This is a genomic window from Curtobacterium sp. PhB191 (genome assembly GCF_004346515.1).
Classification (GTDB): Bacteria; Actinomycetota; Actinomycetes; order Actinomycetales; family Microbacteriaceae; genus Curtobacterium.
In genome coordinates, this window is record NZ_SMBV01000001.1 from 566069 (window position 1) to 592022 (window position 25954).

Sequence of the window (25954 nt, forward strand, 5' to 3'; positions counted from 1 at the left end):
CTCGATGTACACGGTGGACAGCCGCCGTGGTCACCGCAGGCTCCTACCATCGCCGCATGTCCTCCACCGCAGCACCCTCGATCAGTGCGCCCACCGGCGGCCCCTCGCTGCCCCAGGAACGACGGCTCGTCACGGCCGTCCCCGGCCCGCGATCACGCGAGCTCATGGCGCGGAAGGCCGGAGCCGTCGCGGCCGGGGTCGGGGTCGCCGTGCCGATCGCCGTCGTCGCAGCCGGTGGCGGGGTCGTCGTGGACGCGGACGACAACTCGTTCGTCGACCTGGGGTCCGGGATCGCCGTGACCAGCGTCGGCAACGCGCACCCCGCCGTCGTCGCCGCGGTCACCGAGCAGGTCGCTGCCTTCACCCACACGTGCTTCACGATCGCCGCCTACGACGGGTACGTCGCGGTCGCCGAGGCGCTCAACCGGCTGACCCCCGGTGACCACGACAAGCGCACGGCGCTGTTCAACTCCGGCGCCGAGGCCGTCGAGAACGCCGTGAAGATCGCGCGCAAGCACACCGGCCGGCAGGCCGTCGTGGTGTTCGACCACGCGTACCACGGCCGCACGAACCTCACGATGGCGCTCACCGCGAAGAACCAGCCCTACAAGGACGGCTTCGGCCCGTTCGCGCCCGAGGTCTACCGGGTGCCGATGTCCTACCCGTTCCACGACGGCCTCTCCGGACCCGAGGCGGCGAAGCGCGCGATCAGCCAGATCGAGAAGCAGGTCGGCGCGGCGAACACCGCGGCGCTGCTCATCGAGCCGATCCAGGGGGAGGGCGGCTTCGTCGTCCCCGCGCCCGGGTTCCTCGCCGCCCTGTCCGAGTGGACCACGGCGAACGGCGTCGTGCTCATCGCCGACGAGGTGCAGACCGGCTTCGCGCGCACCGGGTCGATGTTCGCGAGCGAGCACGAGGGGATCGTGCCGGACGTCGTCACGACCGCGAAGGGCATGGCCGGTGGTCTGCCACTGTCCGCCGTGACGGGGCGCGCCGAGATCATGGACTCCGCGCACGTCGGCGGGCTCGGCGGCACCTACGGCGGCAACCCGATCGCGTGCGCCGCCGCCCTCGCCGCGATCGACGCGTTCGAGCACGACGGCCTGGTCGACCGAGCCCGCGAGATCGGGGACGTGCTGCTCGGACGACTCCGTGCCGCGCAGACGACCGACCCGCGGATCGGTGACGTCCGTGGACGCGGCGCGATGGTCGCGATGGAACTCGTGGACCCCGTCACCGGCGAGCCGGACGCAGCACTGACCGGGAAGGTGGTGCGGTCCGCGTTCGAGCACGGCGTCATCGCGCTGACCGCCGGCACGTACGGCAACGTCGTCCGGTTCCTGCCCCCACTGTCGATCGACGACGCCTTGCTCAACGAGGGACTCGACGTCGTCCTGGAAGGACTCGCAACAGCATGACCACCGGCACCACCGCCGCCCCTGCGGCCGACCGCACCGACGCCGAACGCGAGCTGCTCGCCCGCGTCCCCACGGGCCTCCTGGTCGACGGCGCCTGGCAGCCGTCGGCCGACGGCCGGACCTTCGCCGTCGTCGACCCCGCCACCGGCGAGAGGCTGCTCGACATCGCCGACGCAACCCCCGAGGACGGTGTCCGAGCCCTCGACGCCGCGGAAGCAGCCAAGACGGGCTGGGCGAGCACACCGCCGCGGCACCGTGCCGAGCTGCTCCGTCGCGCGTTCGACCTGCTGCAGGAACGCCGCGAGGAGTTCGCGCTGCTCATGACGCTCGAGATGGGCAAGCCGCTCGCCGAGGCCCGCGGCGAGGTCGCGTACGGCGGGGAGTTCCTCCGCTGGTTCTCGGAGGAAGCGGTCCGGATCGGCGGCTCGTACGGCACCAACCCGGAGGGCACCGGCCGTGCCACCGTCTCCCACAAGCCCGTCGGCCCCGCGTTCCTCATCACGCCGTGGAACTTCCCGCTGGCGATGGCGACCCGGAAGATCGCACCGGCGCTCGCCGCCGGGTGCACCGTCGTCGTGAAGCCGGCCGAGCTCACGCCGCTCACGACCCTGCTCTTCGTCGACCTGCTGCGCGAGGTCGGTCTGCCCGCCGGGGTGGTCAACGTGGTGCAGACCACGCGGGCCGCCGACGTCTCCGCGCCGGTGATCGCCGACCCCCGGCTCCGGAAGCTGTCGTTCACGGGCTCGACGCCGGTCGGCCGCACGCTCTTGGCCCAGGCGGCGCAGAACGTGCTCCGGACGAGCATGGAACTCGGCGGCAACGCCCCGTTCCTGGTGTTCGCCGACGCCGACCTCGACCTGGCCGTGGAGGGCGCGCTCGCCGCCAAGTTCCGCAACACCGGGCAGGCCTGCACCGCCGCGAACCGGTTCCTGGTGCACGAGGACGTCGTCGACGAGTTCACGCGCCGGGTCACCGAACGTGTCGAGGCCATGCGCGTCGGACGCGGCACCGAGGACGGCGTCGCCATCGGACCGCTCATCGACGACCGTGCCGTCGACAAGGCGCACCGCCTGGTCACCGACGCGCTCGACCGCGGGGCGACGCTCCGCACCGGCGGACACCCGGTCGACGGCCCCGGCACCTTCTACGCGCCCACGGTCCTGACCGACGTGCAGCCCGGCAGCGACCTGCTCCGCGACGAGATCTTCGGGCCCGTCCTGGCGATCCGGACGTTCCGGACCGAGGACGAGGCCGTGGCCGCCGCCAACGACACCGAGTACGGTCTGGTCGGCTACGCGTTCACCGAGGACCCGGCCCGCGGCCAGCGCCTGATGGAGCGGCTCGAGACCGGAATGCTCGGACTCAACACCGGTGTCGTCTCGAACGCGTCGGCCCCGTTCGGCGGGGTGAAGCAGTCCGGCCTCGGCCGCGAAGGCGGCGGCGAGGGCATCGCCGAGTACCTCGAGACCATGTACACGCTGACCCCGGACCCGTTCCGGAGCACCACCACCGAAGGAGCAGCACGATGATCGAGAGCGACGTCGTCGTCATCGGAGCCGGTGTCACCGGCCTGACCGCCGCGAACCGCCTGCGCGCCGCGGGACTGACCGTCACGGTGCTCGAGGCGCGCGACCGCGTGGGCGGCCGCACCTGGACCAACGACATCGACGGCGTCACGCTCGAGATCGGTGGCCAGTGGGTCTCGCCCGACCAGACCGCGCTGCTCGAGACCCTCGACGAACTCGGACTCGACACGTACGACCGGTACCGCGAGGGCTCCAGCGTCTACGTCGACGCCGCGGGCACCCGCACCGAGTACACCGGCGACATCTTCCCGCTGCCCGAGGCGACGGCGAACGAGATCGAGCGACTCGTGACGGTCGTCGACGAGTACGTCGCGGCGGTCGACCCCGCCCGCCCCTGGGAGACACCGGACGCCGCCGCACTCGACGAGGTCTCCTTCCGTGCCTGGCTGCACGCGCTCAGCCCGGACCGCGTCGCCACCGACAACGTCGAACTGTTCATCGCGGGCGCCATGCTCACGAAGCCGGCACACGCGTTCTCGGCACTGCAGGCCCTGCTGATGGCTGCCTCTGCCGGGAGCTTCACGAACCTGGTCGACGCCGACTTCATCCTGGACAAGCGCGTCGTCGGCGGCATGCAGCAGGTGTCGGAACGCCTCGCGGAGCGCCTCGGTGACGCCGTGCACCTCGACGCGCCGGTGCGCACCCTGCGCTGGACCGACGACGGGGTCGTCGCGCTCGCCGACGGCGGTCTCGAGGTCCACGCCCGGCAGGCGCTCGTCGCCGTGCCGCCGCCCCTGTACTCGCGGATCTCGTACGAGCCCTCGCTGCCCCGTCGCCAGCACCAGCTGCACCAGCACCTGTCGATGGGCTTCGTCATCAAGGTGCACGCCGTCTACGACCGGCCGTTCTGGCGCGGCGCCGGGCTCTCCGGCACCGCGTTCAGCCCGTACGAGGTCGTGCACGAGGCGTACGACAACACCGAGCACGGCTCGGAGCAGGGCACGCTCGTCGGGTTCGTCTCCGACCAGCACGCGGACGACCTGTTCGCGCTGTCGGTCGAGCAACGGAAGGCCCGGGTGCTCGCATCGCTCGCGCACTACTACGGCGACGAGGCCCTGCGCCCGGTCGTGTACTACGAGAGCGACTGGGGCACCGAGGAGTGGACCCGCGGCGCCTACGCGGCGAGCTTCGACCTGGGCGGGCTCGTCCGCTACGGCGCCGACCAGCGTGCAGCCGTCGGTCCGATCCGGTTCGCGTCGAGCGACCTGGCCGGGCAGGGGTACCAGCACGTCGACGGTGCGGTGCGGATCGGGCGTGAGGTCGCCGACGAGATCCTGGCCGTGACCCCGGTCGCCGCCGGCTCGGGCGCTGCCGCCTCGTCCGTCTGAACGGGTGCAGCGCCGACCGCGCGTAGCGTCCGGGCCATGAGCGACACGACGGCGAACGGATCCAGCGACCCCAGCGAGGCCGAAGCGCAGTGCACCGAGGACCTGCCGGACGGGTCGCCCACGGGCGACGCGACGAAGGACCCCGCGCAGGACAGCGACACGGACTCCGGCGGCGAGCCCGCCGACCCGCAGCAGTAGCGGCGACCGACGAGCAGACGGGAGGCACGGTGCCAGCTGGCACCGTGCCTCCCGTCCGACGTGGAGCCGGGTCCAGAGCGTCCGTCAGCCGATGCGGATCAGCTTCTTGTTGACGAACTCGTCGGCCCCCAGGGGGCCGAGCTCGCGGCCGAAGCCGCTGCCCTTGACGCCGCCGAACGGCAGTTCGGGGCTGTCCGCGCCGACGATGTTGACGTAGACCATGCCGGCCTCGAGCCGGTCCGCGACGCGGAGTGCCTGGTCGGAGTCGGTCGTGAACAGGTACGAGCCGAGGCCGTACGGGGTGTCGTTGGCGAGTGCGACGGCGGCGTCCTCGTCGGCGACGCGGTACACGGCGGCGACGGGGCCGAAGAACTCCTCGCGGTACGCGTCGTTGTCCGGCGTGACGTCGGTGAGGATCGTCGGCACGAAGGCGTTGCCCTGGCGGTCACCACCGGTGACGACGGTCGCACCCTGCGCGACGGCGGACGCGAGCTGCTCCTGCAGCCGGTCCGCGGCGGTCGGGGACGACAACGGGCCGAGCTCGGCACCGGGCACGGACGGGTCCGTCGGCGAGACCGCGGACATGGCCGTCGTGAACTTCGCCAGGAAGTCGTCGTACAGGTCGTCCACCACCAGGAAGCGCTTCGGGGCGTTGCAGACCTGCCCGTTGCCCTCGAGGCGGGTCGTGACGGCGGACTCGACGACCGAGTCGAGATCGTCGGTGGACAGCACGATGAAGGGGTCCGACCCACCGAGCTCGAGCACGACCTTCGTGAGGTTCCGGCCGGCGATCTCGGCGACGGCGGCACCGGCGCGGGCGGACCCGGTCAGCGAGACGCCCTGCACGCGCGGGTCGGCGATGACGTCTGCGGCCTGGTCGTTCGTCGCGAAGACGTTCGTGTACGCGCCCTCGGGGAACCCGGCGTCGTGGAAGATCCGCTCGATCGCCAGGGCCGACTCGGGGCACTGCGGTGCGTGCTTGAGCAGGACCGTGTTGCCGATGAGCAGGTTCGGGCCGGCGAACCGGGCGATCTGGTAGGCGGGGAAGTTCCACGGCATGATGCCGAGCAGCACGCCGATCGACGACTTCCGGATGAAGGCGCTGCCCTCGGAGCCGTCGGCCAGGGTGATCGGCTGGTCGGCGAGGAACTCTTCGGCGTGGTCGGCGTAGTAGTCGTAGATGTCGGCGCAGAAGTCCACCTCGCCCTCGGCCTGGTCGATCGGCTTCGCCATCTCGCGCACGATCGTGGCGGCGAGGTCGGCGTGGCGCTCCCGGTACAGGTCCGCGACGCGGTGGAGCAGGGCCGCGCGGTCGGCGACGGTGCTGGTGCGGCCCCACTCGCCATGGGTGTGGTGGGCGGTGGTGACGGCGGCGCGCAGCTCGTCGTCGGTGATGGTCGGGAACGTCTCGAGGGTCGTGCCCGTGGTGGGGTCGGTGACGGCGTACATGGCGTCCTCTCGTGGTGGGTCAGGCCTGGTCGGTCAGCTGCTTGTTGACGCCGGTGACCGGCTGGTTCTCGTCGAAGCTCTTCGGCAGCACCCGGAAGCCCTTCGTGATGACGAGCAGGTAGGCGAAGCCGATCGCCGCCCACACTCCTCCTGCGATCAGTGCGTCGGCGTGGAGCTGCGACCAGAGCACCCCCGTCAGGACCATCGCGAGGCCGGGCAGGACGATGTACTTCCACCGGTCACCCGCGGTGTGGCGGCGGCCCTGCCGGACGGCGAAGTGCACGATGACGCTCGCGTTGACGAAGGTGAAGGCGACGAGCGCGCCGAAGTTGATGTACGACGAGATGGTGTCGAGCGAGAAGCTCATCGCGAGCAGTGTGACCGCCCCGACGAAGACGACGTTGAACACCGGGGTGTGCGTGCGCGGGTTGACGTAGCCGAACACCCGCTTCGGCAGGACGTTGTTCCGACCCATCACCATGAGCATGCGGGCGACGCTCGCGTGCGAGGCGAGCCCCGACGCCAACGCGGCGACGAACCCGGCCGACACCAGGACCGCCTGGAACACCGGGCCACCGACGAGCAGGCCGATCTGGGGGAGCGGGTCGTCGGTGAACTCGCCGAACGGGGTGTTCGTCGGGAACCGCAGCTGCGCGAAGTACGCGGACACCAGGAAGATCGCGCCGCCGAGCAGCACCGTCAGCATGATCGCCTTCGGCATGATCCGGATCGACTTCGCCTCTTCCGTGTACATCGTCACGGCGTCGAAGCCGATGAACGAGAAGCAGACCACCGTCGCACCGGTGAGCAGGGCGGACATCGTCACGCCGTCGTGCACGAACGGCTCGGTGCTCGCGATCGTGCCGGCGCCGGCACCGTGGACGAGTTCGATGACGGTGAAGACCACGAACGCGATCATCGCCAGGATCGCGCCGATGAGCAGCACCATGTTGAGGTTCGACGTGCCACGCATCGACAGGCAGATCACCGTCGTCACGAACACCGTGTAGACGACGACCGTCACCCACGACGGCAGTGCCGGGAACACCTGCTCCAGGTAGAGCCGGATGATCAGGGCGTTCACCATCGGCAGCAGCAGGTAGTCGAGCAGGGACGCCCAGCCGACCATGAACCCGAGGTTCGGGTGCATCGACTCCCGCACGTACGTGTAGGCCGAACCGGCTGCCGGGTAGACCCGGACCATCTTCCCGTAGCTGATCGCCGTCAGGGCCATGATGACCAGCGCGATCAGGTACGCGCTCGGCACGGCGCCGTCGGTCTGCCCGGAGACGATGCCGAAGGTGTCGAACACCACCGTCGGGGTCATGTAGCCGAGGCCCAGGCCGACGATCGCCCAGAGTCCGAGGCTCCGCTTCAGGGAACCGCCGCGCGCAGGTGTTGCCGGTGCTGTCGGTGTGGGGACCGCGGTCGGTGATGCCATGTGCGTGGACTTCCCTGCTGGGTCGGAGGTGGGCAGCGCCGGAGCTGGGCTGGGCAGCGTCGCCCGGACTGGTTCGGAGCAACATACCGATGTGCGAGTGCTCGGTGGACCGGCCGCGGTGTACAGACGTCGGGCAGTTGCTGTACACCGCGGCGATGGATCAGACCGCCGGCTGTTGCTGCGTGATGCAGTGCAGGCCGCCGCCGCGCGCGAAGACCTGACGAGCGTCGATCGAACGCACCTGACGACCCGGGTACACGTCGGCGAGGATGCCGCGGGCGTGGTCGTCGGCGACGGCGTCACCGAACGCGCAGGCGATCACGGCGCCGTTCACCACCACGTGGTTGACGTAGTTCCAGTCGACCGGGCCGTCGTCGTCGGTCAGGGTCGACGGGGCCGGCAGTTCGACGATGGTCGCGTCCGTGGCCTGCTCGAGCGCCCGACGGATCTGCGGCATCACCAGGTGGTCCGGGTGGCCGGCGTCGGGCTGCGCGTGCAGCAGGACCGTGCCCGGATCGGCGAAGGTCGCGACCATGTCGACGTGGCCCCGGGTCCCGAACCCGTCGTAGTCACGGGTCAGGCCGCGGGGCAGCCAGACCACGTCCGTCGCGCCGATCGTCCGGGCGAGCTCGAGTTCGACGCGCTCGCGGTCGGCGTACGGGTTCCGTCGCGGATCGAGCTGCACGGTCTCCGTCACCAGGACCGTGCCCGTGCCGTCGACGTGGATCGCCCCGCCCTCGTTCACGAGCAGCGACGGGATCCGCCGCGCACCGGCGGCGGCCGCGACCGTGGCGGCGACCTCGGCGTCACGGGTCCACGTCGACCAGGAGTTCGCGCCCCAGCCGTTGAAGACCCAGTCCACGGCGCCGAGCTCGCCGGTCACGTCGTCGACGACGAACGTCGGCCCGATGTCGCGCATCCAGAAGTCGTCGAGGGGCGCTTCGAGCACCTCGACCGCGGTCGACAGCAGGCGACGAGCGTCGGCTCGCGCGACCGGGTCCACGACGATCGTGACGGGCTGGTGCTCGCTGATCGTGTTGGCGGTGGTCGCCCACGTCCGTCGCGCCGCCTCGGCGCTCGCCGCGTCGTCACCGAGTGTCAGGCCGGGGCGCGGGAACGCCATCCAGGTGCGTTCCTGCGGAGCCGTCTCGGGAGGCATCACCCACGTCATGCGCGCACCTCCGGTCCGGCGTCGGTCGCCGCCACCCCGATGGCCGCGTCGATCGCGTCGCGTGCGCCGTACGCGTGGCGGTCCTCGTCGACCGGGGCGACGAGCCCCGCGTAGAGGTCGGGGCGACGGGTCACGTAGAAGGGGAACAGTCGGAGCCACTCCGTCCGGGCCTCGAGGTCGAGGTCCGCCACGAGCACCGCGTCGGCGTCACGCGGCGCCTCGGCGAGCACGCGGCCGAACGGGTCCGAGATGAACGACGACCCGTAGAACGTGATGTCGCCCTCGTCGCCCCAGCGGTTCGGGACGACCATGAACTGGCCGGCGGTGATGCCGTTCGCGACGATGACCTGACGCCAGATCGGCGCGGTGTCGAAGTCCGGGAACGTCGGCTCGGAGCCGATCGCCGTCGGGTACACCAGGACCTCGGACCCGGCGAGGCCGTAGGACCGGGCCACCTCGGGGAACCACTCGTCCCAGCAGGTCGGCAGCCCGAGGCGTGCGCCGAGTCCCGCCGGCTCGAACACCGGGAAGGCGTCGTCGTCCGTCCCCGCGCGGAAGTACGTGTCCTCGTAGTAGCCGGCGCTGATCGGGATGTGGGTCTTGCGGGTCCGACCGACCAGGGTGCCGTCGGGGGCGACGAGGACGGCGGTGTTGTAGCCGCGGGGGTCGTCGGGCTGGTCGTCGTCGGCAGGGCGCTCGTACAGCGAGGCATGGACGAACACCCCGTGCTCGATCGCCTGTGCGCGGGCGAAGGTGACCGTCGGACCGTCCTGCAGCGACTCGGCGAGGTCCTTCGGGACACCACTGGCCGGAGTGTCGCCGGGGTAGCGGCGCAGGGTGAGCTCGGGCAGGAACACCGCCGCGGCGCCGTTGGCCGCGGCGGTGGCGATGCCGTCGGTGAGTTGTGCGCGGTGGGCAGCGGGGTCCGCGAGCCAACGCACCTGCACGAGGGCGACGCGGGTCGAGCGGCGGGGGGTGCCGGTGTCCTGGTGCAGCGGAGACGGGTGCGGGGGAGCGATGACGACGTCCATCCCGACATTGTTGATCGCATGGTCAATGAGCGCAAGGCCAAGGGGGAGTTGGGTGGGGTGATGAGCGAACCCATCGTCACGCCGCTCGGCTTCTCGCACGTGCGCCTCACGGTCACGGACATCCGCCGGAGCAAGGCCTTCTACGAGCAGCTGTTCGGCATGTCGCCCGGCAGTGACTTCAGCGACCAGATCGACGACCCGACGATCCACGACGACCCGTGGCGGACCTACGGCGGGTGCTCGTTCACGTTCGGCGGGCAGACGCTCGGCCTGCGACCGGTCGCCCCCGCCGAGGACCGGTTCGATCCCGATCGAGTCGGCCTCGACCACGTGTCGTTCCGCGTCGGGTCCGTCGACGACCTGCACGCCGCCGTCGAGCGGCTGGACGCCGCCGGCATCGAGCACGGCGACGTCACCGACCTGCCGCCGTTCGGCCTGGTGATCCTGTCCGTGCAGGACCCCGACGACGTCAACCTGGAGTTCGCGGCACCTCGACCCTGAGTCGCGGTCCGCTGGTGTCCGCTTGCCGCGTCCGTCACCCGGACCTCCAGGTGCCACGGAAGCGGGGAGCGTTGCCTGATCGCGTCAGATCTCAGGAGGAGACAGCATGAGCAAGACCTGGTTCATCACCGGAGCGTCGAAGGGCTTCGGCCGCGAGTGGGCGGAAGCCGCCCTCGAACGTGGAGACTCCGTAGCCGGCACGGCCCGCGACACCGACGACGTGCAAGCACTCGTCGACCAGTACCCGGACACGTTCCTCGGACTGCAGCTCGACGTGACCGACCGTGCCGCGGACTTCGCGGCCGTGCAGCGTGCGGCGGAGCACTTCGGCTCGCTCGACGTCGTCGTGAACAACGCCGGCTACGGCCACTTCGGCATGGTCGAGGAACTCACCGAGGACGAGGTCCGAGCCCAGCTCGAGACGAACCTGTTCGGAGCGCTCTGGGTGACCCAGGCCGCGCTGCCGATCATGCGGGAGCAGGGCTCCGGGCACGTCATCCAGGTGTCGAGCATCGGCGGGATCAGCGCGTTCCCGACGGTCGGCGCCTACCACGCATCGAAGTGGGCGCTCGAGGGGCTGTCGCAGTCCCTGTCGCAGGAGGTCGCCGGCTTCGGCATCCACGTGACGCTCATCGAGCCGGGCGGCTTCTCGACCGACTGGTCCGGACCGTCGTTGAAGAAGAGCGACGAGATCGCCGCGTACGCCGACGTCCGCGAGGCCGCGTCGAAGCGCCCGTCGGCCGCCGACCCCGGCAAGCCCGAGGCGACCCGCTCGGCGATCCTGAAGGTCGTCGACGCCGAGCAGCCGCCCCTGCGCGTCTTCTTCGGCAAGGCGCCGCTCGGCATCGCCGAGCAGGACTACGCGTCCCGCCTGGCGACCTGGCGCGAGTGGCAGCCGGTGTCGGAGGAAGCACACGGCGCCTGACGGCCCGGCGGTCAGTGCCGCGTGCTCGTCGCGCCGATCACGGACAGCAGCCGGAGCCGCTCCGCGCTCTCGCTGCCGGGCTCCGCGGTGTGGACCAGCAGCGTCTGGGAACTCTCGGGGTCGTTCAGCACCTGACACTGCAGCGTGAGCAGGCCGACCTCCGGGTGACGGTACCGCTTCACGTCACGGGGTCGCACGCCGACCTCGTGACGTGCCCAGACGTCGCGGAACTCCGCACTCGTCCCGAGCAGGTGTTCAGCCAGGCGCGCTGCGCGGGATCCAGGGCCTCGGCGTGCGAGGACGCCCCGGAGCCCCGAGGCGTACATCCGAGACAGGAACGCGTGGTCCTCGACCGGGTGCACGTCGCGGGACCCCGGGTCGGCGAACCACCGATAGCCGATGCTCCGGTCGTCGCCCCGGCGGCCGCGCGCGTCACCGGTCAGCTCGACGGCGAGCGGCGTCTGTTGCAGTGTCCCGCCCAGCTCGGTGACGATCTCGGCGGGGCTGTCGGCGAGCCGGTCGAAGATGCGCATCATCCCCGGGCTGACGTGGTCCCCTCCGGAGGCGGCCGCTGGTGGCTCGTGTCCGGCGAGGCGGAAGAGGTGGTCGCGCTCGGCGATCGTGAGCCGCAGTCCCTGCGCGATGGACGCGAGCATCTGGTCGGACGGCTGCGGGCCGCGCTCCCGCTCCAACCGCGCGTAGTAGTCGACGGACATGTTGCTCAGCAGCGCCGCCTCCTCACGCCGCAGCCCGCTCGTGCGACGGCGCTGGCCCCGGGGCAGTCCGACGTCCTCGGGCTGCAGGGCCGTCCGACGGCTGCGGAGGAAGTCCGCGAGGGACGCTCGGTCGATCATGCGCCCATCCTCTCCCGGAGCGTCGACCGCAGCCACGGATCGTCAGGCCGTAGTTGCGTGTGCACGACGCGGCGACGATCGTCTCGGGTGCCGGATCGGGTGCTCACCACGACGGAAGAGGCGGACCATGGCACGGAACGAACGACTCACCCTCCCGGACCTCGGCCGACGCCGGGTCCTGGTGACCGGAGCGAGCGACGGCATCGGGCTCGAGATCGCCGCGCGCTTCGCCGGCGCCAGCGCGGAGGTGGTCGTGCCGGTGCGTAACCGCGACAAGGGAGCGGCGGCCGTCGCCCGGATCACGGCGCAGCACCCGGATGCCTCCGTGCTGCTCGAGGACCTGGACCTCTCCTCGTTGGAGTCCGTGTCGACGCTTGGGGAGCGGTTGCGGTCCGGGGGCACGCCGATCGACGTCTTCGTGGGGAACGCCGGCGTGATGAACCCGCCGGAGCGGCAGACGACCCGGGACGGCTTCGAGCTGCAGTTCGGCACGAACCACCTCGGGCACGTCGCACTCGTCGGCGCCCTGCTCCCCCTGCTCCGTGCCGCCAACGGACGGGTCGTGATGCAGTCGAGCGTGGCGGCGCAGCGGGCTTCGATCCGGTGGGACGACCTGCAGTCCGAGCGGGACTACGACGTCGCGCGGGCGTACGGGCAGTCGAAGCTCGCGGGCGCGCTCTTCGCCCTCGAGCTCGGTCGGAGGAGCCGGGCCGGTGGGTGGGGGATCACGAGTGCGGTCAGCCACCCCGGCGTCGCACCCACGAGCCTGCTCGCCGCACGCCCGGAGATCGGACGGTCGGGCGACACCGTGGCCGTCCGGATGATCCGCTGGCTGTCGGCGCGCCGGCTCCTCGTTGGGACGCCCGCCTCGGCGGCGGAGCCGGCCCTGCTCGCGGCGACCGACACGGACCTCGACGGAGGCTTCGTCGGTCCGACCGGACCCGGGCAGCTCGGCGGACCGGCAGGCCGTCGGAAGCCGTGGGCGCCGTTGCTCCGCGATGACGACGCCGCTCGCCTCTGGGACGTGTCGGAATCACTCGTCGGGAGTGCGGTCAGCTGATGATGTTCACCGCGCGAGAGATCACGAGCGCCAGCAGGATGAACCCGCCGAGTGCCTGGTAGGCCATGATCATCTTCGCGCGCACGGTCATCGGCATCGTGTCCGTCGGGCTGAACGCGACCATGTTCGTCATCGCGACGTAGAGGTAGTCGAGGTAGACCGGTCGCCACGCAGCGGTCTTCGGGTCGGTCTCCTGTGGGAACTGGAAGTCTGCCTCGTCACTCGTCCACAGCTCCGGACGCCGTCGGGCCACCGGCCCGCCCCGGTCGAGCTCCCAGTACACGAGCCCGAACGCGATGATCGTGCTCACCCACACCTGCAGGGCGGTGAGCAGCACGGCACCGCCGTCCGCGTGGCCGCCGAGGAGCAGCTCGATCGTCCGGACCACGGTCAGCTGGTTCGCGACGGTGAGCAGGATCGCCAACGAGAAGGACACCCACCGCGACCAGGTCGTCTCGCGGGTCAGTCGCCGGGGGTTGAAGACGACGAGCGGGATCAGCAGCAGGACGCCGAGCACCGGGACCACCCATGACGGGAAGAACAGCACCTCGCTCGGCAGGAACAGGCTGAGCCCGAGGTTCACCAGGACGGCGATCGCCACCGGCGCGCGGTGCTCGTGCCGGGGTGTGGTCCGCGTCGTCGTCACGGCTCCGAGTGTGGCACTCGAACATCGTTCCGGGCCCGTGCGACCCGTGAGGGTCCGGTCAGTAGGACACCCGTGTCTCTCTCACCGGCACCTGGAACATCAGTAGGCTGGTGGCGGGCCGCGTCACCGCCGGAGCGTGGCCCGAGCAAGGATGAAGCCCACCGCTGGGCAAACAGCGATGGGCTTCGATTTGCTCTCCGAGTGGAGAACAGGGACAGAACGCGTCCCGAGCTTGAACTCGGAACCAGTGTAACTCGATCACCGTCGGGTCGCACGTCCCTCGGCCCCTGCTCTTCGTGTCCGCCGGCGCTGACACGGAAGGTGGTTCGGATGTCCTCCGACGACGAACCGCGTCGACGCCGTCAGGTGCCGTGGTTGGGGATCGCGACGTTGCTCGTGACCCTGGCCCGGTTCCTGCACGACGTGTGGCGCAAGGGTTGAGCCCAGGGTGTCCCGCGCTCTTGCCGGCGCGGGACACCCGTCGGGAGCCGCTCAGTCGACGCGCGCCGGCACCCGGTCGTCCTCGACGTCCGCCCGGATCACCGCGGGCGCCAACCCGCGCCGGCCGCGGGTCGCCCACACCGCGGTGACCGGGCGCGGGGCGTCCGCGTCGGTGGCCCGCCCCGACCCGGCGAGCAGTCCCACGAGCGGAGCGAGGAGCGTGCCGACCACGGCGCCGGTGGTGTTCGCGAGCAGGCCGGCGAACACGCGCCTCCGGGCGACCGCGTGCCGGGCGAGAGCACCGAGGGGCACGAAGAGCAGCACGTTTGAACAGGACCTGCGCGGACGCCGGGTCGACGGTACTGACCGCCAGGGCGGACGGAGCCGATGTCAACCGCTCGGAGGACCCGGGATCGATCCGTCGTCGCACGGGGTCGCGTCGCCCGGGGGACGATCCGCGGGCGCTCGGTGCGCAGGCTGATGGCATGTCCGAACGCAACCGTCCCACCGTCCGTCTCCTCGCCGCCGTTGTGGTCGCCGGCTCCGTCGCGGTGCTCGCGACCGGGTGCAGCTTCGTCCAGCAGCAGACGGGCGATGCCTGGTCCGTGACCTACGAGGTCAGCGTCGACCAGCCGAGCGGGGCCGCGCTCACCGACGTGCGCGTCGAGGGCGCGGAGAAGCGCGGCGACGCCCCGGAGGTGCACCGGCTCGGCACGCAGGAGACGGGCACGCAGGAGACGAGCACGCAGAAGACGGGTACCTGGGTGCACGAGTCGATCGTCCTCGCCGAGCAGCGCGCCTCGGTCCGGGCGACCCCGGCGCGGGGTGCGACGGCGACCTGCCGGATCCTGCTCGACGGCAAGCGCGAGATCGCCACGGAGACCGCTGCCGCGGGCGAGCCCGTGACGTGCTCGGTCGACACCCCCGCCTTCGACTGAGTGGATCAGCCGCCGACGGGCGTCGCGAGCACGAGCGGCTCGACCTCGGAGCCGAGCAACCGCCCGGCCGCCCGCAGTCCGGACAGCAGCGCGCCGTGCACGGTCGCCGGGTCGTCTCCCCACGTGGCCTCGCCGGCGAGTTGCACCCGGCCGGACGGCGCCCCGAGCAGGTCGTGGTCGTCCGGTGACGCCCCGACGTGCAGGTACGAGTACGAGCCGCGTGCGAACGGGTCGTCGGCCCACCGGGTGATGCGGAACGCCTCGGGTTCGGGGACCGACGGGCCGAACATCCGCCGCAGGCCGCCGACGCCCTCTTCGACGATCATGGCGTCCGGCAGGGTCTCGAGGCGCCGGGCCCCGGTCCCGCCGACCAGTGCGGCCAGTACCGGCGCTCCGGTGACGCGGGACATGTCGTACCAGGAGTGCCAGTCGACACCGGCCGACCCCTGCTGGCGGACCACCCACGACTCGCCCCAGAACCGCTCCGGGAACCGCAGGAACACCTTGTCGTAGACGCCCATCCCGAGTCGGCCCATCGCACCGGTGACCGTCTCGGCGAGCGGTGGGTCGAACGTCACGTCGCCGGCCTGCAGCACCCCGAGCGGGACGGTCACGACGACGTCGTCCGCCGTGACCGACGAACCGTCGGCGAGTCCGACCACGACACCCGTCGCGGACTGCGTCACCGACCGCACGACCGCGGACAGCCGGACGTCGAGCCCCTCGGCCAGGGCGGCGGCGTACTGCGCGTAGCCGCCGGGGAACACCACCTCGTCGCCGGGGACGTGTTCCTCTTCGAGGCCGCGGGCGTCGAGGACGGTCACGGGTGCGCCGCAGAGGTCCTCGGAGCGGTGCGCCATGTACTCGCGGACCCGCGCGGCCCGGTCGCCCTGCCACTGCAGGGACCGCAGCACGGTGTCGACGGCGGCCGCGTACGTCGAGGGCGGTGGAGCGTGTGCGACGACGGTGTCCAGGGCGGCGTCGACGGTGTGCAGGTCCGCGACGAACGCCGAGGCCGAGGCCTCGGACAGCGGTGCGCCGGAGGGGCCGTGCCACGCGATCGGCCGGCCGTCGAACTGGAAGCTCCCGACGGTGAACTCGACGGTCTCGATGCCGAACCGGGGCGCCAGGGCCCAGAGCGGGTTGCCGTCGACGCCGTGGATCCACGAGGCGCCGAGGTCGACGGACACGCCGAGCGCGGTGTCGGTCCAGGTGCGGCCGCCGATCCGGTCGCGGGCCTCGAGCACGACGACCCGCTGGCCGTCGAGTGCGAGCGCCCGGGCAGCGGCGAGCCCGGCGACCCCGGCTCCCACGACGACGACGTCGGCATCGAGTGCAGCCATCAGTGGCCTCCGGTCAGGGGTGCCATCAGCCGCGCCGCCAGGCTCGGCCGTCCGGTCAGGGCTTCTTCGCGGTCGGCCAGGTCGGTCGCCACGAGCCCGGCGTTCGCCCCGAGGAACCGGAGCGGCTCGGGCTCCCAGTCGGGCGAGCGGTGGTTCACCCACGGCAGCGCGGTGAGCGGCGACGCGACCCCGCGCACGAGGTCGGCGAGCGTCCGCCCGGCCAGGTTCGTCGTGGAGAGTCCGTCACCGACGTAGCCGCCGGCGGTGCCGACGTGCCCGTCCCAGGTGACGGACGCGCACCAGTCGCGCGGCACCCCGAGCGGGCCGCCCCACGTGTGGGTGATCGGGGCGTCGGCGACGCTGGGGAACAACTCCACCAGGGACTTCCGCAGGTGCTCGAAGACGCGTGGCACCCGGTCGTAGCCGGGGGTGATCGCGGACCCCCAGTGGTAGCGGGCTCCGCGTCCGCCGAACGCCAGTCGGTCGTCCACCGTGCGCTGCCCGTACACGAGCAGGTGCCGGTAGTCGGAGAACGTCTGCCCGTGCTCCAGGCCGATGCGGGCCCACACCGCCCCGGGCAGCGGAGCGGTCGCGATCATGAGCGAGTAGAGCGGCAGGATCCGTCGCTTCGTCTGTTCGAGCTGTGCGCCGTACCCCTCGACCGCGATGACGACCGCGCCGGCCGTGACGGTCCCCCGCGACGTGACCACACGCCCGTGGCCCCACGTCGAGGCGGGCGTGTGCTCCGCGATCCGGACGCCCCGGGCCTCCAGGGCGGCCGCCAGGCCACGCACCAGTGCGGCGGGCTGCACCCGCGCGCAGTCCGGGGTCCACGCGACCCCCGCCGATCCGGCGGCGTCGCCGGGCCGAGCCGGGCGCCAGGTCATGGCGTCGCCCCACTCGGCCGACGAGGCGACCTCGTCGTGCGCCGCGCGTTCCTGCACGGCGGAGCGCGCGTAGAGGACGGTGCCGCCCTTCACGTAGTCGCAGTCGACCCCGGCCTCGGCCGCTGCGCGTCCGACCTCGTCGACGGTGTCGCGCATCGCTGCGCGCAGCGCGAGTGCGGCGTCGCGGCCGTGCTCGCGCGCGACGGACTCGGCGGATCGCGGGAACAGCGCCGAGCACCAGCCCCCGTTGCGACCGGAGGCGCCGAACCCGGCGATCTCGCGTTCCAGGACGACGATCTGGAGGCCCGGGTCGGCCTGGTGCAGGTACCAGGCGGTCCAGAGACCCGTCAGCCCACCGCCGACGATCGCGACGTCCGCGGTCGTGTCGCCGTCGAGCGGCGGCCGGGGCGCCAGGTCGTCGCGTCCGGTGGACGCGAGCTGGTCGAGCCAGAACGAGACGCCCCGGTAGCCGCTCACGGTCAGATCTTCGACGAGGCCTCGGACAGGACGCTCCGCAGGATCGAGGTGATCTCGCGGAACTCCGGCTGCCCGATGGTCAGCGGCGGAGCGAGCTGCACGACCGGGTCGCCGCGGTCGTCCGCCCGGCAGTACAGCCCGGCGTCGAACAGCGCCTTCGACAGGAACCCGCGCAGCAGCCGCTCGGACTCGTCGTCGTCGAAGGTCGTCTTGGTGGCCTTGTCCTTGACGAGCTCGATGCCGTAGAAGTAGCCGTCACCGCGGACGTCCCCGACGATCGGCAGGTCCTTCAGGGTGTCGAGCTCGGCCTTGAACAGCGGGGCGTTCTGCCGCACGTTCGCGAGCAGGCCCTCTTCCTCGAAGATGTCGAGGTTCTCCATCGCGACGGCGGCCGACACCGGGTGCCCGCCGAACGTGTACCCGTGGTAGAAGGTCGTGTCGCCCTTGGAGAACGGCTCGAAGAGCTTGTCGCTGATGATGGTCGCGCCGATGGGGGAGTACCCCGAGGTCATCGCCTTGGCGCACGTGATCATGTCCGGCACGAAGTCGTAGGTGTCGCAGGCGAACATGGTGCCGATCCGGCCGAAGGCGCAGATGACCTCGTCGGAGACGAGCAGGACGTCGTACTCGTCGCAGATCTCGCGCACGCGCTGGAAGTACCCGGGCGGCGGCGTGAAGCACCCGCCGGAGTTCTGCACCGGCTCGAGGAAGACCGCGGCGACGGTGTCGGGGCCCTCGAACTCGATCATCTCGCGGATGCGTTCGGCCGCCCAGACCCCGAACTGCTCCTCGGTGCCGCCCGGGAAGCCCATCTCCTCGGCGCGGTAGTAGTTCGTGTTCGGCACCCGGAAGCCGCCGGGCGTCAGCGGCTCGAACATCTGCTTCATCGCCGGGATGCCGGTGATCGCGAGGGCACCCTGCGGGGTGCCGTGGTAGGCCACCGCACGCGAGATCACCTTGTGCTTCATGGGCTTGCCCTGGAGCTTCCAGTAGTACTTCGCGAGCTTGAAGGCGGTCTCCACCGCCTCGCCGCCGCCCGTCGAGTAGAAGACCTTGTTGAGATCGCCGGGGGCGTGCTCGGCCAGGCGGTCGGCGAGCTCGATGGCGGCCGGGTGCGCGTAGGACCAGATCGGGAAGAAGCTCAGCGTCTCCGCCTGCTTCGCGGCCATCTCGGCCAAGCGCTTCCGACCGTGGCCGGCGGCGACGACGAACAGGCCGGAGAGCCCGTCGATGTAGCCCTTGCCGTGGCTGTCGTAGACGTGGTGGCCCTCGCCGCGCACCATGATCGGCACGTCGGCACCGGCCTGGTTCGCACCGTGCCGGGCGAAGTGCATCCACAGGTGGTCCCGGGACTTCCGCTGCAGGTCGGCGTCGTCGACCGGGGCGAACGGGTCGTAGGAGTGGAGCCGCGTGGGCTGTCCGGTCGTCTGGTCTGAGATGGTCATCGCGTTCCCCAGTCGTAGAGCTGTTTGCGGAGTTGCAGGTAGACGAAGGTCTCGGTGCCGGCGACGCCCGGGATGGCCCGGATCGTGCCGTTGAGCAGTTCGATCAGGTCGTCGTCGTCCTCGCAGACGACCTCGACCATCAGGTCGAAGCTGCCGGCGGTCATGACGAGGTAGTCGACCGCCGGCAGCTGTTCGAGGGCATCGGCGACTGTTCGGGTGTCGCCGCTGACCCGGATGCCGATCATCGCCTGCCGGTGGAAGCCGAGCTGCATCGGGTCGGTGACCGCGACGATCTGCATGACGCCGGTCTCGGTGAGCTTCTGGACTCGTTGCCGGACCGCCGCCTCGCTGAGACCGACGGCCTTGCCGATCTCGCCGTACGGACGGCGGCCGTCCGCCTGGAGTTGTTCGATGATCCGCTTCGAGGTGTCGTCGATCGGTCCCGGACGTCGTGGTGCTGCCGCCATGCCGGACAGCATGGCAGCGAGGCCCGGAGCGCGCAAGGGATTCCGTTGTGAACACCGTGTTTCGCGACGATTTCCGTTGTTACGGTTCTCCACAACCTCCGAATCCGTCTTCCGAACCGCTGGAATCCGTGTCAGGATCACCGCCATGCTGGACACGACGGAAACGGTGACCACGACGCACGAGGTGCGCAACTTCGTCGGTGGGTCGTTCGTCGAGTCGGGCGCGGACACCCGGTTCGATCTGGTCGACCCCACCACCGAGCAGGTCTACGGCACGTCCCCCGTGTCCACGGCTGCCGACGTCGACGCCGCGTTCACGAGCGCGAGCACCGCCTTCGCGACCTGGCGCCGCACGACCCCCGGCGAACGACAGCTCGCGCTGTTCCGGATCGCGGACGCCATGGAGCAGCGGGCATCGGAGTTCGCCGACCTCGAGTCCCTCGACACCGGCAAGCCCCGGGCCACCCTGGTCGAGGACGAGATCCTGCTGTCCGTCGACCAGATCCGCTTCTTCGCCGGAGCCGCCCGCAACCTCGAGGGCCGCAGCGCCGGCGAGTACATGGCCGACCACACCTCGTTCGTCCGGCGCGAGCCCATCGGCGTCGTCGCCCAGGTCACCCCCTGGAACTACCCGCTCAACATGGCGGTGTGGAAGTTCGCCCCGGCGCTCGCCGCGGGGAACACCACCGTGCTCAAGCCGAGCGACACCACCCCGCTCTCCACCCTGCTGCTCGCCGAGGTCGCCGCCGAGTTCCTGCCGCCCGGCGTGCTCAACGTCGTCGTCGGCGACCGCACCACCGGCGCCGCGATGATCGACCACCCCACTCCACAGCTCGTGTCCATCACCGGGTCGGTCCGCGCCGGCATGGAGGTCGCCCGCGCCGCCGCCGGCGACCTGAAGCGCACCCACCTCGAGCTCGGCGGCAAGGCCCCGGTGATCGTGTTCGACGACGCCGACATCCCGTCCGCCGTCGCCGGCATCGTCGCCGCGGGGTTCTTCAACGCCGGGCAGGACTGCACCGCCGCCACCCGGGTGCTCGTGCAGGACGGCATCCACGACGAGTTCGTGGCGGCGCTCGCCGCCTCGGCACGTGCGACCGCGACCACCGGCGCCGACACGGCCACCCCGTACTTCGGCCCGGTGAACAACGCGAACCAGCTCGCCCAGGTCCGGTCCTTCGTCGACACCCTCCCCGACCACGCCACGATCGAGCTCGGCGGCGGGCGGCAGGGCGACGTCGGCTACTTCCACCAGGCCACGATCGTGTCCGGCCTGCGTCAGACCGACCGCATCGTGCAGCAGGAGGTGTTCGGCCCCGTGCAGACCGTGCAGCGCTTCACGACCGAGGACGAAGCACTGCGCGCCGCGAACGACGTCGAGTACGGGCTCGCGAGCTCGGTGTGGACGACCGACCACTCGCGGGCGATGCGCTTCGCCCGTGACCTGGACTTCGGGTGCGTGTGGATCAACACCCACATCCCGATCGTCGCCGAGATGCCGCACGGCGGCTTCAAGCACTCCGGCTACGGCAAGGACCTGTCCCAGTACGGGTTCGACGACTACACCCGCATCAAGCACGTCATGTCCTACATCGGCTGACCCCGATCCTTCCGAAGCAGCAGGAGGCACCATGGCAATGACCGGCACGTTCGCCGAATCCGGAGCCGATCTCCGACTCGAGCAGATCACCAAGTCGTTCCCCGGCCACACCGCGGTCGACGCGCTGGACCTGACGGTGCCGGCCGGCTCGTTCTTCGCCCTGCTCGGCCCCTCCGGCTGCGGCAAGACCACGACCCTGCGACTGGTCGCCGGGCTCGAGGAGCCCACGAGCGGCACCATCACGATCGGCGGCGAGGACGTCACCGACACGAAGCCGTACCAGCGGCCCGTCAACACGGTGTTCCAGAACTACGCGCTGTTCCCGCACATGAGCGTGCTCGACAACGTCGCGTTCGGTCTGAAGCGGCGACGGATCCCGGACCCGATGACGAAGGCGCGCGAGGCCCTGCACCTGGTCGAGCTCGACGCCTCGGCCGACAAGCGCCCCGCCTCCCTGTCCGGCGGCATGCAGCAGCGCGTCGCGCTGGCACGCGCGATCGTGAACCGGCCGGCACTCCTCCTGCTCGACGAGCCACTCGGTGCGCTCGACCTGAAGCTCCGGCACCAGATGCAGCTCGAACTCAAGACGATCCAGGCCGAGGTCGGGCTCACCTTCCTGCACGTCACCCACGACCAGGAAGAAGCGATGACGATGGCCGACACGGTCGCCGTCATGAACGGTGGCCGGATCGAGCAGATGGGCAGCCCCCAGGACCTGTACGAGCTGCCCCGCACCGCGTTCGTGGCGAACTTCCTCGGCCAGTCGAACCTGCTCGAGGGCGAGGTCCGCGGCACCGACGGCCCGCTGCTCGTGGTCGCGACCCCGGCGGGCACCATCGCCGTCCCGGCCGACCGCGCCGTCCGCACCTCGGGCAGCGTCGTCGTCGGCGTCCGTCCCGAGAAGCTCAAGATCCGCACCTCGGAGCCCACCCCCGAAGCCGGCCGCAACATCCTCGGCCCCGGCCGCGTGGTCGACGTCTCGTTCTCCGGCGTCAGCACGCAGTACCTGGTGGACGTCCCCGGCGCCGGCCGCGTCTCCGTCTTCGCGCAGAACTCGAAGGGCGGACCGCGGATCGCGACCGGCACCGAGGTCTGGCTCACGTGGGGCGTCGACCACGGATTCGGCCTGGAGGCGCACCCCGCGTCCGACCAGACCGTCACCACCCACGCCGCCACGGGCCTCCAGTCCGCACCCGCCACGGCAGGATCGCTCGCGTGACCGGCGGGGGACCCGGCCCGGACCTGTTGCGCGGACTGACGTCCGCGCGCGTCAGCCGACGCGGCCTGCTCGCCGGCGGAGGAGCCGCCGCGCTCGCGGCGCTGCTCACCGGGTGCAGCATCAAGGGCTCAGCCGCCTCCGGCGCCGAGAACGCCGTCGACTGGACCGCGTTCTGGAAGGACGCCACGGCGACGAAGCAGCTGAACTTCGCGAACTGGCCGCTCTACATCGACTCCGACCACGGAAAGTCCGAGTCGCTCGCGCTGTTCCAGAAGGCCACCGGCATCAGCGTCGACTACCAGGCGGTGATCCAGGACAACGCGACGTTCTACGCGACCGTCTCGCCGATCCTGCGGGCGCAGGGTGCCACCGGCTACGACCTGGTCGTGATGACCAACGGGTTCGAGCTGACCCAGATGATCAAGAACGGCTTCGTGTGCGAGCTCGACCACTCGCGGCTGCCGAACTTCGCGGCGAACGCGGGTGACTCGGTGAAGGACCCGACGTACGACCCCGGCAACAAGCACTCCGTCGTCTGGCAGACCGGGTTCACCGGGATCGCCTACAACCCGAAGTACATCGACCGCGAGATCACGTCGTTCCAGGACCTGCTCGACCCGGCGTTCGCGGGCCGCGTCGGGCTGATGAGCGACAACACCGAGCTCGGTTCCCTCGGGCTGCTCGCGAACGGCATCGCCCCGGAGACGTCCACCCCGGCGGACTGGCGGAAAGCGCAGGCGTGGTTGCGGAAACTGCGCCCGAGCGTGACCGGCTTCTACGACCAGAGCTACATCAACAAGCTCGAGAACGGCGACACCTGGATCACCCAGGCGTGGTCCGGCGACGTCTTCCAGGCGCAGCAGTCCGGGTTCGAGGACCTGAAGTTCGTCACGCCGGAGGAGGGCCAGATGATGTGGCACGACAACCTCATGATCCCCCGGCAGGCAGCGAACCCGGTGGCCGCCCTCGAGTGGATGGACTTCTACTACACGCCGAAGATCGCGGGCATCGTCGAGGACTGGGTCAACTACGTCTGCCCGGTCCCCAGCGCCGAGGCCTACGTCCGTGACGAGCTCGACGACGCGACGGTGGCGGACAGTCCGCTGGTGTTCCCGGACTCCGACGTGCTGGACCGGTCGCACGAGTTCCGGGTGTTCGAGAACTACGACGAGTACTCGGAGTGGAACGGCATCTTCAACGCGGTGGTGCAGTCGTGACCGCCGTCGGGGTCGCCGGCCCGGGTGCCGCACCGGCACCGGGTGCTGGTCCGGCACCGGGTGCTGGTCCGGCGCCGGTCCGCCGGGGACGCCGTCGCAGCACGCCCTTCCTGCTCGCGCTGGTCGGGACCGCGTACCTCTGCGTGTTCTTCGTCATCCCGCTCGTGTCGGGGCTCATCGTCTCGCTCATGTCGGGCAACCCGGACGACGGGTACACCTTCACGTGGAACTGGGGGATCTACGGCTCCCTGTTCATCGACCCGCAGGTGCCCTACCTGACGTTCCTGCTCCGGTCCCTCTGGTACGGCGCCGCCGCCACGGTCGTGACCATCATCGTCGGCTACCCGGTGGCGTACTTCATCGCGTTCCGGGTCTCGCCGCGGTGGAAGAACCCGCTGCTCATGCTCGTGTTCGTGAGCTTCCTGGTGTCGTTCATCATCCGCACCGACATGTGGGCGTTCGTGCTCGCGTCGCAGGGTCCGGTCGTCACCTTCCTGCAGGCGATCGGCCTGGCGGGCAAGGACTTCCACATCCTCGGCACCGGCGGCGCGGTGATCTTCGGCGACGCCTACAACGACCTGGCGTTCATGGTGCTGCCGATCTACGCCGCGCTCGAACGCATCGACCCGCGACTCGGCGAGGCCGCCAACGACCTGTACGCCGGCAAGTTCCGGGCGTTCTGGCACACCACCCTGCCGCTGTCCCGCTCGGGCATCTTCGCCGGCGTCCTGCTCGTGTTCATCGACAGCGTCGGCGACCCGGTGAACTCGGCGCTGCTCGGCGGCACGAACACCTACACGATCGGTCAGGCGATCCAGGACGCCTACTCCGGCAACCAGCAGTACAACGTCGCCGCGGCACTGTCGACCGTGCTCATGGTCGTGCTCGGCATCATCCTGTTCATCTACGCCCGCGTCTCCGGCACCGACGACCTCGAGGACCTCGTATGACCGCCGTCGCACCGTCTCGTCCGTCCACCGCGACCACCTCGTCGCCCGTCGTCCGCCGCCACGGCGTGAACCGTCGCGGGCCCTGGCTCGCGATCGTCTACTGGGTCACCATCGCGATCACACTCGTCCCGATCGTCTACATGATCGTGTACTCGTTCAACGATGCCCCGACGAACCGGCTGTCGTTCGCGTGGAACGGCTTCACGACGTACTGGTACGCGAACCTGGTCAACGTGTCCGGGCTCGGAGCCGCGTTCGTCACCTCGGTCGTCGTCGCGTTCCTGGCCGCGATCATCTCGGTCGCGATCGGGCTGCCGCTGGCCCTGGCGCTGGAGCGGTACCGGTTCCCCGGCCGCGGTGCCGTGAACGCCGTCGTCTTCGCGGACATCGCGGCGCCCTCGATCGTGGTCGGCTCGGCGTCGCTGTCGTTCTTCTTGTCGGTGGGCCTCGGCACCGGGTTCCTGACCGTGCTCATCACCCACGTGGCGTTCGACGTCGCGTACGTCGTGGTGGTGCTCCGCGCTCGGATCTCCGGCACGTCGCGGGTGCTCGAAGAGGCCGCGAGCGACCTCGGTGCGACGCCGTTCCAGGCCTTCCGGCTCGTGACGCTGCCGTTGCTCGCGCCGGGCATGCTCGCGGCCGGGCTGCTCGCGCTCGCGATGTCGATCGACGACTACGTCATCACCTCGTTCGTCGCCGGGCCCGCCGTCACGTTCCCCCTGTTCGTCTACGGCGCCGCGAAGGCCGGGATGCCGCCGCAGGTGCTGTGCTTCGGGACGCTCGTGTTCGCGGTGGGGCTGCTCGTGGCGCTGCTGAACGGTGCGCTGAACCGGCGCCTGGCCCGGACGCGCGGGTAGGCGCCGCACGCACGGTGCGAGGTGCGTGGCCTGGTGCGAGGTTCCGTACTCGGTGCGAGCCCGCGCGCCTCGCACCGAGCACGGAACCTCGCACGGGGTGACGAAGCGTGCACGGTGCGGGCGGGAGGCGCGTGGCGGGCTGGCGTCGTGCCTCCCGTCCGGCGGGTGGTGTGCGTCCACAGCACGGTGCGGCTTTCGCGGGCTGGTGCGGGGTTGCGCGCGTGGTGCGCGCTTGTAACCGGGCACGGTGCGTGGAACCTCGCACGGGGTGGCGAGGTGCGCACGGTGCGGGCGGGAGGCGCGTGGCGGGCTGGCGTCGTGCCTCCCGTCCGGCGGGTGGTGTGCGTCCACAGCACGGTGCGGCTTTCGCGGGCTGGTGCGGGGTTGCGCGCGTGGTGCGCGCTTGTAACCGGGCACGGTGCGTGGAACCTCGCACGGGGTGGCGAGGTGCGCACGGTGCGGGCGGGAGGCGCGTGGCGGGCTGGCGTCGTGCCTCCCGTCCGAG

General features: G+C 71.0%; 24 protein-coding genes. 13 read left to right on the forward strand and 11 right to left on the reverse strand.

The genetic code is table 11. From position 1 onward, the window contains the following. Positions 1–56: 56 nt before the first annotated feature. From gabT to EDF48_RS18990, 4 genes are read left to right on the forward strand one after another with little or no spacing between them, the layout of a single operon-like run. Positions 57–1418, forward strand: coding sequence for a 4-aminobutyrate--2-oxoglutarate transaminase (gene gabT / locus EDF48_RS02810; RefSeq protein WP_131877949.1), 1362 nt, complete (start codon positions 57–59; stop codon positions 1416–1418). Next, on the forward strand, positions 1415–2947 hold the full coding sequence (locus EDF48_RS02815) for an NAD-dependent succinate-semialdehyde dehydrogenase (protein ID WP_131877951.1): 1533 nt from the start codon (positions 1415–1417) through the stop codon (positions 2945–2947). The genes gabT and EDF48_RS02815 overlap by 4 nt, the downstream gene beginning before the upstream one ends. Then, entirely contained in the window at positions 2944–4332 is a 1389-nt protein-coding gene (locus tag EDF48_RS02820) for an NAD(P)/FAD-dependent oxidoreductase (RefSeq protein WP_131877953.1), read from the forward strand. The genes EDF48_RS02815 and EDF48_RS02820 overlap by 4 nt, the downstream gene beginning before the upstream one ends. Positions 4333–4368: 36 nt before the next feature. Then, the gene (locus tag EDF48_RS18990; RefSeq protein WP_165932303.1) at positions 4369–4530 is read left to right on the forward strand and encodes a hypothetical protein; all 162 of its coding nucleotides are present in this window, start codon (positions 4369–4371) and stop codon (positions 4528–4530) included. An 84-nt stretch (positions 4531–4614) separates the two neighbouring features. Here the strand turns inward: EDF48_RS18990 and EDF48_RS02825 are convergent, their stop codons facing one another. The 4 genes from EDF48_RS02825 to EDF48_RS02840 all read right to left on the reverse strand — a co-directional run bounded on the left by EDF48_RS02825 (position 4615) and on the right by EDF48_RS02840 (position 9622). Next, complete coding sequence (locus EDF48_RS02825) at positions 4615–5979, reverse strand: NAD-dependent succinate-semialdehyde dehydrogenase (RefSeq protein ID WP_131877955.1); 1365 nt, start codon at positions 5977–5979, stop codon at positions 4615–4617. A gap of 19 nt (positions 5980–5998) precedes the next feature. Beyond that, positions 5999–7420 carry an APC family permease gene (locus EDF48_RS02830; protein ID WP_123937135.1) on the reverse strand — a complete coding sequence of 474 codons (1422 nt, stop codon included), beginning with the start codon at positions 7418–7420 and terminating at the stop codon, positions 5999–6001. A 160-nt stretch (positions 7421–7580) separates the two neighbouring features. Beyond that, positions 7581–8591 carry an agmatine deiminase family protein gene (locus EDF48_RS02835; protein WP_131877958.1) on the reverse strand — a complete coding sequence of 337 codons (1011 nt, stop codon included), beginning with the start codon at positions 8589–8591 and terminating at the stop codon, positions 7581–7583. Next, on the reverse strand, positions 8588–9622 hold the full coding sequence (locus EDF48_RS02840) for a nitrilase-related carbon-nitrogen hydrolase (protein ID WP_131877960.1): 1035 nt from the start codon (positions 9620–9622) through the stop codon (positions 8588–8590). Before EDF48_RS02840 ends, EDF48_RS02835 begins: the two co-directional genes overlap by 4 nt. Before the next feature lie 60 nt (positions 9623–9682). Here EDF48_RS02840 and EDF48_RS02845 point away from each other — a divergent pair, with 60 nt between their 5' ends. Together EDF48_RS02845 and EDF48_RS02850 are read left to right on the forward strand one after the other, a co-directional pair. Next, on the forward strand, positions 9683–10123 hold the full coding sequence (locus tag EDF48_RS02845) for a VOC family protein (protein ID WP_123339303.1): 441 nt from the start codon (positions 9683–9685) through the stop codon (positions 10121–10123). A 106-nt stretch (positions 10124–10229) separates the two neighbouring features. Beyond that, a complete protein-coding gene (locus EDF48_RS02850) occupies positions 10230–11048 on the forward strand; it encodes an SDR family oxidoreductase (protein ID WP_131877962.1) in 819 nt (272 codons plus the stop codon). 11 nt (positions 11049–11059) lie between these two features. Here EDF48_RS02850 and EDF48_RS02855 read toward each other — a convergent pair whose 3' ends face one another. Beyond that, positions 11060–11902 carry a helix-turn-helix transcriptional regulator gene (locus EDF48_RS02855; RefSeq protein ID WP_131877964.1) on the reverse strand — a complete coding sequence of 281 codons (843 nt, stop codon included), beginning with the start codon at positions 11900–11902 and terminating at the stop codon, positions 11060–11062. A gap of 127 nt (positions 11903–12029) precedes the next feature. Here EDF48_RS02855 and EDF48_RS02860 point away from each other — a divergent pair, with 127 nt between their 5' ends. Then, on the forward strand, positions 12030–12962 hold the full coding sequence (locus EDF48_RS02860; protein ID WP_131877966.1) for an SDR family oxidoreductase: 933 nt from the start codon (positions 12030–12032) through the stop codon (positions 12960–12962). Here EDF48_RS02860 and EDF48_RS02865 read toward each other — a convergent pair. Both EDF48_RS02865 and EDF48_RS02870 read right to left on the reverse strand, forming a co-directional pair. Next, a complete protein-coding gene (locus tag EDF48_RS02865) occupies positions 12955–13608 on the reverse strand; it encodes a DUF1345 domain-containing protein (protein ID WP_123937138.1) in 654 nt (217 codons plus the stop codon). The two genes, EDF48_RS02860 and EDF48_RS02865, sit on opposite strands and share 8 nt — an antisense overlap. Before the next feature lie 492 nt (positions 13609–14100). Continuing rightward, positions 14101–14373, reverse strand: a complete 273-nt coding sequence (locus EDF48_RS02870) for a hypothetical protein (protein WP_131877968.1) — start codon at positions 14371–14373, stop codon at positions 14101–14103. Positions 14374–14534: 161 nt separating this feature from the next. Here EDF48_RS02870 and EDF48_RS02875 point away from each other — a divergent pair, with 161 nt between their 5' ends. Then, positions 14535–14987, forward strand: a complete 453-nt coding sequence (locus EDF48_RS02875) for a hypothetical protein (RefSeq protein ID WP_131877970.1) — start codon at positions 14535–14537, stop codon at positions 14985–14987. 5 nt (positions 14988–14992) lie between these two features. Here the strand turns inward: EDF48_RS02875 and EDF48_RS02880 are convergent, their stop codons facing one another. The 4 genes from EDF48_RS02880 to EDF48_RS02895 are packed head-to-tail and all read right to left on the reverse strand — an operon-like array spanning position 14993 to position 19606. Next, positions 14993–16330, reverse strand: a complete 1338-nt coding sequence (locus EDF48_RS02880) for an NAD(P)/FAD-dependent oxidoreductase (protein WP_131877972.1) — start codon at positions 16328–16330, stop codon at positions 14993–14995. Next, on the reverse strand, positions 16330–17694 hold the full coding sequence (locus EDF48_RS02885) for an FAD-dependent oxidoreductase (protein WP_131877974.1): 1365 nt from the start codon (positions 17692–17694) through the stop codon (positions 16330–16332). The genes EDF48_RS02880 and EDF48_RS02885 overlap by 1 nt, the downstream gene beginning before the upstream one ends. Before the next feature lie 2 nt (positions 17695–17696). Next, positions 17697–19139 (reverse strand): aspartate aminotransferase family protein, encoded by a 1443-nt coding sequence (locus EDF48_RS02890; protein WP_131877976.1) that lies wholly within the window; start codon positions 19137–19139, stop codon positions 17697–17699. Next, a complete protein-coding gene (locus EDF48_RS02895) occupies positions 19136–19606 on the reverse strand; it encodes an Lrp/AsnC family transcriptional regulator (protein ID WP_027466949.1) in 471 nt (156 codons plus the stop codon). The genes EDF48_RS02890 and EDF48_RS02895 overlap by 4 nt, the downstream gene beginning before the upstream one ends. Positions 19607–19751: 145 nt before the next feature. Here EDF48_RS02895 and EDF48_RS02900 point away from each other — a divergent pair, with 145 nt between their 5' ends. From EDF48_RS02900 to EDF48_RS02925, 5 genes are read left to right on the forward strand one after another with little or no spacing between them, the layout of a single operon-like run. After that, entirely contained in the window at positions 19752–21206 is a 1455-nt protein-coding gene (locus EDF48_RS02900; RefSeq protein ID WP_131877978.1) for a gamma-aminobutyraldehyde dehydrogenase, read from the forward strand. 31 nt (positions 21207–21237) lie between these two features. After that, entirely contained in the window at positions 21238–22425 is a 1188-nt protein-coding gene (locus tag EDF48_RS02905) for an ABC transporter ATP-binding protein (RefSeq protein ID WP_123292904.1), read from the forward strand. Further along, positions 22422–23642 (forward strand): spermidine/putrescine ABC transporter substrate-binding protein, encoded by a 1221-nt coding sequence (locus tag EDF48_RS02910; protein WP_207896083.1) that lies wholly within the window; start codon positions 22422–22424, stop codon positions 23640–23642. The genes EDF48_RS02905 and EDF48_RS02910 overlap by 4 nt, the downstream gene beginning before the upstream one ends. After that, the gene (locus tag EDF48_RS02920; protein WP_165932304.1) at positions 23639–24592 is read left to right on the forward strand and encodes an ABC transporter permease; all 954 of its coding nucleotides are present in this window, start codon (positions 23639–23641) and stop codon (positions 24590–24592) included. The genes EDF48_RS02910 and EDF48_RS02920 overlap by 4 nt, the downstream gene beginning before the upstream one ends. After that, positions 24589–25449, forward strand: coding sequence for an ABC transporter permease (locus tag EDF48_RS02925; RefSeq protein WP_131877984.1), 861 nt, complete (start codon positions 24589–24591; stop codon positions 25447–25449). Before EDF48_RS02920 ends, EDF48_RS02925 begins: the two co-directional genes overlap by 4 nt. Positions 25450–25954 lie beyond the last annotated feature (505 nt).